Annotated in this window: 1 protein-coding gene and 1 pseudogene; both read left to right on the forward strand. The window is 58.4% G+C overall.

Annotation, left to right across the window (positions count from 1 at the left end; translation table 11 throughout):
• Positions 1-401 precede the first annotated feature (401 nt).
• Positions 402-1,361 carry a mevalonate kinase gene (mvk, locus tag JCM12539_RS12365; RefSeq protein WP_156302207.1) on the forward strand — a complete coding sequence of 320 codons (960 nt, stop codon included), beginning with the start codon at positions 402-404 and terminating at the stop codon, positions 1,359-1,361.
• A pseudogene (locus JCM12539_RS13595) lies at positions 1,354-1,658 on the forward strand (diphosphomevalonate decarboxylase); the annotation flags it as partial. The gene mvk and the pseudogene JCM12539_RS13595, both read left to right, overlap by 8 nt.

Here is a 1,658-nt window from a genome sequence, read left to right on the forward strand (position 1 = left end):
GGCATTGAATTGCCGCAGTAGGAGCCAAAGGCGACGTACTGCGCGACGATTTCTGAAACTGGCCGGTGGGTTTGCGGACAGTTTCAGAATCGCGCCGGAAACGTGCCTGGGTTTGGCACGTTGTAGGCTTCGCCTTGGCAGCGGTCGCCAGCCCCCGTACCCCTGACGGAGCAACGCCGCAATCAACGCCACTTGGCTGGGGCGACTTATGCTCTACTTACTAACCGGTCTGCTGCCATAAACGAGCTCCGCAGACCAGTAAGTGCCGCATAAGCCACCCCAGCAACCGGCCGAGTGCGGGCCACTTGGCTGAGGTGACTTATGCTCTACTTACTAACCGGTCTGCTGCGCTCTCTGCTATAATATACCCCAGATACCAACCAAGAACGGAGTGAATCATTTTGCACACAGGCACCGGAACAAGCCACGCAAAAATAATTATGATTGGGGAACACGCGGTCGTCTTTGGTGAGCCCGCCATTGCCCTTCCCATCCCCACCATTCGGTTACGGGCCACCGTCACCCCCGCTGAACACGGCCAGTCCGTCACCTCGGCGTTCTATAACGGCTCCCTCACCGACGCAATCGACACCAACTTTAGCGGGATTGCCACACTCGTACGGCAACTACTCCGAAACTTTGAGGCGTCGGATCAGCCCCTCACGCTCGACATCGTCAGCGACCTACCGCCCGAACGCGGCATGGGTTCCAGCGCCGCCACCGCCATCGCTATCGTGCGCACTTTCTACGACGCCTTTGGCCAAGATATCGACCGCCCCACCGTTTTGCGCTGGGCCGACGTGAGCGAACGAATTATTCACGGTAATCCGAGCGGCATCGACGCCGCCACCACTAGTGCCGACCATCCGCAATGGATTATTAAGGGGCAAGCCCCCCGGCCAATTGCTTCGCTTAACCGTGGTGTTCTGGTGATTGCAGATTCGGGTATCCAGGGCCAAACGCGCGCGGCCGTTACCGCCGTTACGCGCTTTCGCGAACAGGATCCCGAGGCGGCTAACGCAGCGATTCACGCCCTGGGTCAATTGACCCGTCAGGCCGCCGTCACCATCACGAACCAGGACGTAGTTGAACTGGGACGCATTATGGGCACGGCGCAAGAGTATTTGGCCCAGCTGGGGGTCAGCACTCCCGTTTTGGAGCGGCTGATCACTGTCGCAAATGGTGCGGGTAGCTTGGGCACAAAGTTGACTGGCGGTGGTATGGGTGGATGCATCATTGCCATGGCACCCGATTTAGGTACGGCCAACCACATTGCGCAACAGCTTCAGTTGGCCGGTGCCCCACAAACGTGGATCCACAACTTTGCCGTACAGTCAGCCAGGGGGGAAAAGCATGCTTAAAGTAACTGCCCGTGCGCATACCAATATTGCACTCATTAAATACTGGGGCAAAGCCGACCCCGAGTTAATGCTACCGGCAAATAGTAGCGTTTCCCTGACGCTGGACCAATTTTACGCCGACACTACCGTGAGTTTTGCTGCGGAGACCGGCAACGACACCTTTGTTCTCGATGGGGTCAAGCAAAGTCCAGCCGCAACTCAACGGATTCATCAGTTTCTCGACCTAGTCCGGGCCCGACGGGGTGTGCGCGGGTCCGCTACTGTGCGGTCCGTCAACCACGTGCCGAACGCAGCCGG

Origin of the sequence: Lacticaseibacillus pantheris DSM 15945 = JCM 12539 = NBRC 106106, assembly GCF_001311175.1 — a bacterium.
Lineage (GTDB): Bacteria > Bacillota > Bacilli > Lactobacillales > Lactobacillaceae > Lacticaseibacillus > Lacticaseibacillus pantheris.